Below are 7655 nucleotides of genomic sequence, written 5' to 3' on the forward strand. Positions count from 1 at the left end.
TGGGATATATCTTGGCCCGTTTTGTAGGAACCAGTTTCTGGGGACATGTTCTGACGATTGGAGTGGTCGGGGGGGCGGGAATCGGGCTGGCCTATGTGATCCCTATCGCGGTCGGGGTGCGATGGTTCCCCGATCGCAAGGGGATGCTTACCGGATTGGCCGTCGCGGGTTTTGGTTTTGGGGCATTCCTTTGGATTCAATTGGCAGGTAATCTTGGCCAGCTTATTGCACAATTGGGCGTGGCCAACGTCTTCCTTGTGTACGGCATTCTCTTTGCACTGCTGGTCACCATCGGCGCGATTTGGATGGTCAATCCTCCGGAAGGATACGCCCCACCCGGATGGACCCCGGAAGCAGCGGCGAAGGTAGCCAGGAAAACGGGGGGAACACGGGAGTTTACACCCTGGGAGATGCTTCGCACACGGCAGTTTTACATGCTGTGGTTGATGTTCGTTGCCGGGGCCATGGCGGGTCTCATGGTGATTGGCATCATCAAACTGTTTGGCATTGAGCGCCTGTCGAGCTATTACGAAGCGACTAACCTGGCGCGGGAGCAGGCCATGAAACGGGCTGAAGTCACTGCCGAACTGGCGATGGCGATTTTCTTCGCCTTGGCCAACGGGCTTGGCCGGATCGGTTGGGGAATTATCTCGGACTGGATCGGGCGAAAGGCTGCCCTGGTGGCCATGCTTATTTCCCAGACGATTGTGATGGCGGGGTTTTACTGGCTGGCTGCCAGCCCGGCCCTGTTCTTTCTGGGAGCCTGTTGGATTGGCTTCAATTTTGGAGGAAATTTCGCCCTTTTCCCCGCAGCAACCGCAGACCTTTTCGGGAATAAAAACGTAGGCGTCAATTACGGGTGGGTATTTACCGCTTACGGCATCGGTGGCATCCTGGGGCCGATTCTTGGCGGTTTCTTCGGCGATGTGGCAAAGAGCAGCCAGCGTTTGGAGGCCTGGCTGGTACCTTTTTTTGTCGCGGCTGCCGGATGCCTTCTCGGTACCGTGCTGGCGGCAATTCTCACTTCTCCGGAGCCGGGTCCCTCTGCAAAGCCGAGCCTGGCATCAACTGAGCCTGACGCCCAGAAGGAACCAGCCACGCAGAACTGACAAGTCTTACCCAGTCATCGTTTGGCTGAACAAATGGGTCAGACGCTGGTTGCTGCTTTGGTCCGATCTCCGAGGAGAACAGTCCTAAGCGGCCTACCGATGTAAGACCTGTCGCTCGGGAGCAGGCTTTTTCTACCGTAAAATTGGTGGTTGCCGACAGGAGGCTTTTCTCTCGCTGGCAGACTGAGTGTGCCCGCGTTTCGAGTGGTCGGCGGGGTTGATTTTCGCTTGGCGCTGGATAAAGTACAACGCAACGAGTATGCCGATTGGTGTTCTCTGTAGAAACTGACCAGGCGGAGGAGATCGCGCATCATGGGGAATGAGATGGCCGGGTGCCGGCGGCAGACAGACGCTGAGAGGAAGACAGATGTGACTCGCCGCGAGTGGCTCGCCACAGCGGGGATGGGCAGCATGCTCGGGCTGGTCGGACTTTTGGGCTGTCAGCCCACTAAGGTTGTGGATGAGGCTCAAAAAGGCCGTCGTCTGCGGGCTGCGTTTTCAAATGCCGGACTGGCCGGAACATGGAATAAACTGGGCTACGACGCAGCCAAACTATGGGGCGATTTGCTTAACGTGGAAGTCGTCTGGTTCGACGGAGAATTCAACGGGCAAAGGCAAAGAGAAAAGATCGAATTGGCTGCCGCGGAGGACTGGGATTTCTGTGCTTTCCAGGCCCACCAGATTGATATCCTCGCAGAGCCCTGTCGGCGGCTCAAGGCCCGGGGCATCCCCATCATCGGAATGGATACTCTCATCGTCCCGGAAAACCAGCTCTTTGAAACAGGGGTCCTGGTCTACGTGACCCCAGACCATGTGAAAATGGCGGAACAAAGCACGCAGTACATGGTGGACAAAATCGGCGGCAAAGGAAAAGTTATTCACATCGGCGGTCAAAGTGAGCACAGTGGCGCGCAGGATCGTGCCCGAGGATTCCAGAACGTCATCAGCAAGTATCCGGAAATCGAAGTGGTGGGTGGAGGAGTCCGCTGGTGCGACTGGCAAACAGAGAAAGCCCGAAATACGTTTGAAGTCCTTCTGGAACAGACCCAGGACCGGATCTCTGGGGCGTTTTTCCACAACGATGACATGGCCCTGGCCTGTGTGCCGTGTCTCAAGGGAACCCGCCATGAGGGGATGGTCGTCACGGGCGTCGACGGTCAGCGTCCTGGGTTGCTGGGGGTTCGCGACGGATTGCTCGCAGCCACCAGCGTCAATCCCGCGGCAATGATCCACATGTACGCCCTGGTGATCGGACAGTTCATCGTCCGAAACCAGGAGAAGTTTGATCGGCTTCTCAAGATAGTGCTCCCCTGCCCTCTCGTATCCAAGGAATCGGGCAATCTGGACGCGATGCTCTACCTTTCGGACCCAAAACATTGCCTGGTCTGAAAACGACGGAGAATAAGTTCGTTGACTGTTGTTTGATGAACGATATTCAGCCCGCCGTGCGACGAAGAGTGAGCAGGGCAGGAATCTCTGCTGCAGAAGTCCACTCACTCACCAGGTGTTCATAGTGGGAGGGAGAGGCAGTCGCTTAATCCATTCACGAAACCGGGGCTCAGTGGTGGTGCCTGGTCCCTGTTGTGGTTGGTAGCGAGTATGGCGGTGAAGTTTCAAACGATAGTCGGCCGTGGTCAAAGCTGTCGTACTATTGGGAACTAAAAGGGAAGCCAGTCATGTATATCGGTGACAATAAACTGGAACCGAACCTGTCCATCCTTCATGACCGAGAGCTGAACGAGGCCTACGCAGCACTGGCGGCTGGAAAGGGATGTCTCGCGTTGTTCGCGAACGGCGGTGTCGAAGCGGGTGTGTCCGATCTGCCCAAAGCGTTACTGGTCCACTGGATCGATGTGAGCGCGGGCAAGTGGGCCAGGAGGTAGTCCCTGTCGGCAACGAGCAGAGGAGTGCTAAAAGCACCGGCAATGGGTCCGCGGGTGGCGGTTATTACGGGAAGCCGGAAGAATTGAAGAAACAGAGATCGCCGTTTCACAATCGGCCTGCCGCTTCTCTTTGTGTAAAAAGACATTATGCTGAAAAGTGTAGGCCATGTCGCGAAGCGTCGTAGCCCATTGACGCGTCCGGAATTCGTGGCAGCTTTTGCTGAAAAATGCCTACAGTTTTTCTAACCCTCTGTCGGCGATTACCAGAGTAGTCGCTTCGCAGACGAACCCGCCCAACTGGTCTTCAGGTACACGTGTTGTGAAGGATATCCCCAATGCGGCCAAGAATCGTTCTGTGTTTTCCCCATGAGGAGCGGCATCATCAGGCCATTGCGGCCGCCGCTCCGTGGGGTGAAGTCGTGTCCGTGCCCCAGGAACGGATTGCGGAAGAATTGCTCGAGGCGGATATCTTTTGCGGTCATGCCAAAGTTCCCGTGGACTGGGATGCCGTGGTGAAACGGGGGCGTTTGGTATGGATTCAATCGTCGGCAGCCGGGATGGATCACTGCCTGGTTCCCTCGGTCATCGCCTCCAATATCGTGGTGACAAGTGCGTCTGGCGTCCTGGCGGATCAGGTAGCTGAGCACACGGTGGCGCTGGTAACAGCGTGGCTCCGCAGCCTTCCCACGTTCTTTTGGGCTCAGCAGCGGGAAGAATTTGTAAGACGCCCCACGCGGGATCTTCATCGGAGCCGCATCCTGATCGTGGGCTTCGGGGGAGTGGGACGGCGTCTGGCTCAGGTTCTTCATGTTTTCAAAACGCACATCTGGGCGACGGACCTTTTCCCTGTGGATAAACCCACGTACGTGGAAAAGTTGTGTCCGCCCGAATCTCTGGAAGAGCTCTTGCCCGAAGCAGACATCACGATTCTGGCGTTACCGCTCAACGATAAGACCCGCGGGATGTTTGGTCGGGACCAGTTTGCGCGGATGAAGCCGGGCTCGCTGTTTGTGAATGTTGCCCGGGGGCCCATCGTGCGAACGGACGACCTTCTCGATGCCCTTCAAGAAGGCCCCATTGCAGGGGCCGTGCTCGACGTAACTGACCCGGAGCCGCTCCCGCCGGGACATCCTTTGTGGAAACAGTCTAATGTGATCATCACCCCTCATGTCGGGGGTCAGTCGGCGACCCGGGCCGACGATATCACGCGGCTCATTTGCGAGAACCTTCGACGCTGGCACACGGGGCAACCTCTCATCAACCTGGTGACCGATAAGACGGCCGGATTTCCGTTCCGGGATGGCTCAACGCCGCTTTGGATCGATGTGTGTGATTCGATCAAGGGAGATTTTTGAGTTTTGCCGTTAAAGGACGGCGACGTTTCGGTCTCATACCCGCGGGTGCGCCCGACTTTGTTGAACGACCGCCGCAACACGGCGCCAAGGCCCGCCTTTTCCACAACCTGGGTTTTGTGGGCCGTTCTGTGCTATGATGTTTAAAAAGTCGAGGCGATCCGGCGGGAGAAAACTATGGAGCCGATTTTTTTTGAGCCGTTTTTACGGGAACAGATTTGGGGTGGGCGACAGCTCGGATCCGTGTTGGGGAAACCTCTCCCCAATCAAGGTTGCTACGGAGAGTCTTGGGAAATAAGTGCGCATCCTCTTCACGTCAGTCAGGTTAAGGGAGGCCGTTTTGAGGGTTGGTCGCTCACCGAGCTTTGGTCAGCCTTCAAGAAGGAACTGTGGGGTGAGAAAGGCGAACCACCGGCCGAGTTTCCCTGGCTTATTAAGTTTCTGGACTGCCGGGATTACCTTTCCATTCAGGTACATCCGGACGATGCCCTCGCCGCCATATTGTGCCCCGCCGAGAAAGGTAAGTTCGAGGTCTGGACGGTCGTGGAAGCCGAGCCGGGGGCGAAGATCTTTGCCGGTCTGAAGGCGGGTGTACGGCCCGACGAGCTGCGAGACGCCCTCCAGCGAAAAGAACCGGAGACGTGCCTCCACGCCATGGCGCCCCGCGTGGGGGATGTGATTGTCCTGCCCCCGGGAACCGTCCATTCTGCCGGGGGTGGCGTCCTGGTGGCGGAGGTCCAGACGCCCAGTGACGCCACATTTCGGCTCTACGATTGGAATAGAACGGACCGAAACGGGCTTCCAAGACCTCTTCACATTGAAGAGGCTGTTCGCGCAATCAACTGGGATCAGGAACCCTGCTCCGTAGTGAAACCGCGGGAAATCTATCGCGATACCGGGGCGGTGGGAGAACTCCTGGTCGAAGGCCCTCCATTCGTCCTGCGACGATGGACCGTTTCACCGGGGGCCGGGCTTTTGATCAGCCGCGATGTGCTGGGCGCCTGGTTGGTCCTGTTCGGTAGCGGTGAGCTCCTTGTGGGTGATTCGGTCTTCCCGATGAATCGGGGTGACACCGTTTTGATTCCCGGGAGTTGTCCCCACGCCCGGTGGGAAACGACGTCGGCCGGACGGGCGATTTTGCTTTCCTGTCATCCGCTGTGATCCATGGAACCGAGTGATCCATGGAACCGAGGCCCAACCGAGGAGGCAGGGGCTCCTCCGGTATGAAACCAGTGCAATCTCGGCGCATTGAATCACCCGGTGCAATTGCCCCGGTCGCGCGCTGCCATGGCTGGCACTTGGTGTGGCTAAGTCGATCGCGGCGGGCAAATGGTCTTATCATTCCCAAAACTCATTTCTAAAATTGAGGGCATGGAAAGTGTTCAGCCGGACACGGAGGCGATCGCGACGAATCTGGGTTTCCTCGTCGACCTCATCCGTGCCCGCGATGATTTCGCTCGGTTGCTCGCGTCGCTCCGCTTCGGTCAGGGTGTGGTAGCTGACGAAGCGGCTGGCTCAGGGTCTGCGCTGCTGGCGGCCGGTCTTACCGGGGCTTGCCCAGGCGTTGTGCTCGTGGTCGTGCCTGACGAGCAGCTCGCCGATGCGTTTCTGGATGACCTCAGGCTTTTCGGGATTGATGAGGTCGCTCTCTTCCCCGCGCTGAGTTCGCCCGTTGAAGACGCCCGTCCCGACGATGAGATGCTGGGTGAGCGGCTGCGAATCCTGTTGCGCCTGATTCGGTCCCGGTTTCCACGGGTCATCGTTGCCTCCGGCGAGTCGCTTCTCCAGAGCGTTCCCCCTGTTCATGTGCTCAAAGAACGACTGTGGACGTTGAAAGCCGGGGAGAACCTGGATGTCACCGCGTTTCTAAAGGCCATTGGGGAGCGCGGTTACCGGAGCGTTCCTACGGTTGCGATGCCCGGCGAGTTTTCACTACGGGGCGGAATTCTCGACGTGTTTGCGCCCGAGTGGACGGCTCCTCTCCGCATCGAACTTTTTGACGAGCGTATCGAATCGCTCCGGCATTTCGATGTTTCGTCGCAGCGAAGTGTGGAGCGGGTGGAGGAGATCACACTCACCCTTTGTCCGCTCGGCGGAGAACCGGCAGGATCGTTTTTTGACTATCTGCCGCCTGAAAGCTGGACGGTGTGGATAGATCCGCAGGGCATTGAAGCCTCTTCGCGGAGCTACCTCGCTCGATTGGACAAACCCCGGTTCCATCACACCTGGGAAAAAATTGTTCAGGATTCCCAGAAGTTTGCGCGGCTGGAAATCTGGGACATCGCTCCGGAAAACCAAGGCGAAGTTTTCCACGGGCAGATGGAATCCGTGGAGCGGTTTTCCGGGGATGTTGAACGGGTGCGGGAAGAGCTGGACGCGGTGGCCGGCGACTCCCGCGTGTACCTCGTTTGCACCGCGTCGGCCGAGATTGAGCGACTCCGCGAGTTGTTCGCCAGCGCTCAGATTGCCAGGTCTGGAAATCTCCATTTTGTGGTGGGACGGCTTTCGCGGGGATTCCGACTTCGGCCTGAAAAGATCGTTTTCATCAGCGTCAACCAGCTTTTCCAGCGAACCGAGTTCCGCATTCCGGCACGACGGCCAGAGTCTCGCCCTATTGAAGATTTTCTGGATCTGAAGGAGGGAGACCTGGTCGTTCACGTGGCACATGGGATTGCCCGGTATCGTGGATTGACGCTCCTTCAGAAAGGCGATCAGGTCGAGGAGCATCTGCTACTGGAGTTTGCCGAGGGAACCAAGCTCTATGTGCCGACCTCCAAGATTGGCCTGGTGCAGAAATACATCGGAGGCGCCCGGGCGCGGCCGAAACTGTCGAAGCTTGGGGGACGAACGTGGGTACGGCAAAAACAGGCCGTGGCCGCGGCGGTTTTTGATCTGGCGGCAGAGATGCTCGAGATGCAGGCCATCCGGCAGACCCGTCCCGGCATCGCCTTCCCTCCGGACACTATTTGGCAGCAGGAGTTCGATGCCTCCTTTCCATTCGAGGAAACGCCGGACCAGTTGGAGGCCATGGCCGCCATCAAACGCGACATGATGAGCCCACGGCCCATGGATCGGCTCCTCTGCGGGGACGTGGGCTTCGGTAAAACGGAGCTGGCGATGCGGGCGGCGTTCAAGGCGGTGGATGCTGGGTACCAGGTCGCGATGCTGGTTCCAACGACCATCCTTGCGGAGCAGCACGTGAGGACTTTCCGGGAAAGGATGGCGGAGTTCCCCATCCGAATTGAATGCCTGTCCCGGTTTTGCACGCCCAAGGAGGAAGCGGAAATCCTTCAAGGGCTGGCCGAAGGGGC

Annotated in this window: 6 protein-coding genes; all 6 read left to right on the top strand. The window is 58.1% G+C overall.

What is annotated here, in order from left to right:
* On the top strand, nt 1-1109 hold a 1109-nt coding region (locus H5U08_RS06360; protein ID WP_297031376.1), incomplete at its 5' end, for an MFS transporter.
* Between the two features lie 312 nt (nt 1110-1421).
* On the top strand, nt 1422-2498 hold the full coding sequence (locus H5U08_RS06365; RefSeq protein ID WP_297031378.1) for a sugar ABC transporter substrate-binding protein: 1077 nt from the start codon (nt 1422-1424) through the stop codon (nt 2496-2498).
* A gap of 287 nt (nt 2499-2785) precedes the next feature.
* Nucleotides 2786-2992, top strand: a complete 207-nt coding sequence (locus H5U08_RS06370; protein WP_297031379.1) for a hypothetical protein — start codon at nt 2786-2788, stop codon at nt 2990-2992.
* Nucleotides 2993-3327: 335 nt separating this feature from the next.
* Nucleotides 3328-4347, top strand: coding sequence for a D-2-hydroxyacid dehydrogenase (locus tag H5U08_RS06375; protein WP_297031381.1), 1020 nt, complete (start codon nt 3328-3330; stop codon nt 4345-4347).
* A 174-nt stretch (nt 4348-4521) separates the two neighbouring features.
* A complete protein-coding gene (locus H5U08_RS06380) occupies nt 4522-5505 on the top strand; it encodes a type I phosphomannose isomerase catalytic subunit (protein WP_297031383.1) in 984 nt (327 codons plus the stop codon).
* A 210-nt stretch (nt 5506-5715) separates the two neighbouring features.
* Nucleotides 5716-7655: CarD family transcriptional regulator (locus tag H5U08_RS06385; protein ID WP_297031385.1), on the top strand; the 1940-nt coding region annotated here is incomplete at its 3' end.

It is taken from the genome of Thermogutta sp., assembly GCF_014359955.1.
GTDB lineage: Bacteria > Planctomycetota > Planctomycetia > Pirellulales > Thermoguttaceae > Thermogutta.

Bases quoted from the DNA above. Each gene is read 5' to 3' on its own strand.
- H5U08_RS06370 (WP_297031379.1), top strand. From the start codon at position 2,786: ATGTATATCGGTGACAATAAACTGGAACCGAACCTGTCCATCCTTCAT.
- H5U08_RS06375 (WP_297031381.1), top strand. From the start codon at position 3,328: ATGCGGCCAAGAATCGTTCTGTGTTTTCCCCATGAGGAGCGGCATCAT.
- H5U08_RS06380 (WP_297031383.1), top strand. From the start codon at position 4,522: ATGGAGCCGATTTTTTTTGAGCCGTTTTTACGGGAACAGATTTGGGGT.
- H5U08_RS06365 (WP_297031378.1), top strand. From the start codon at position 1,422: ATGGGGAATGAGATGGCCGGGTGCCGGCGGCAGACAGACGCTGAGAGG.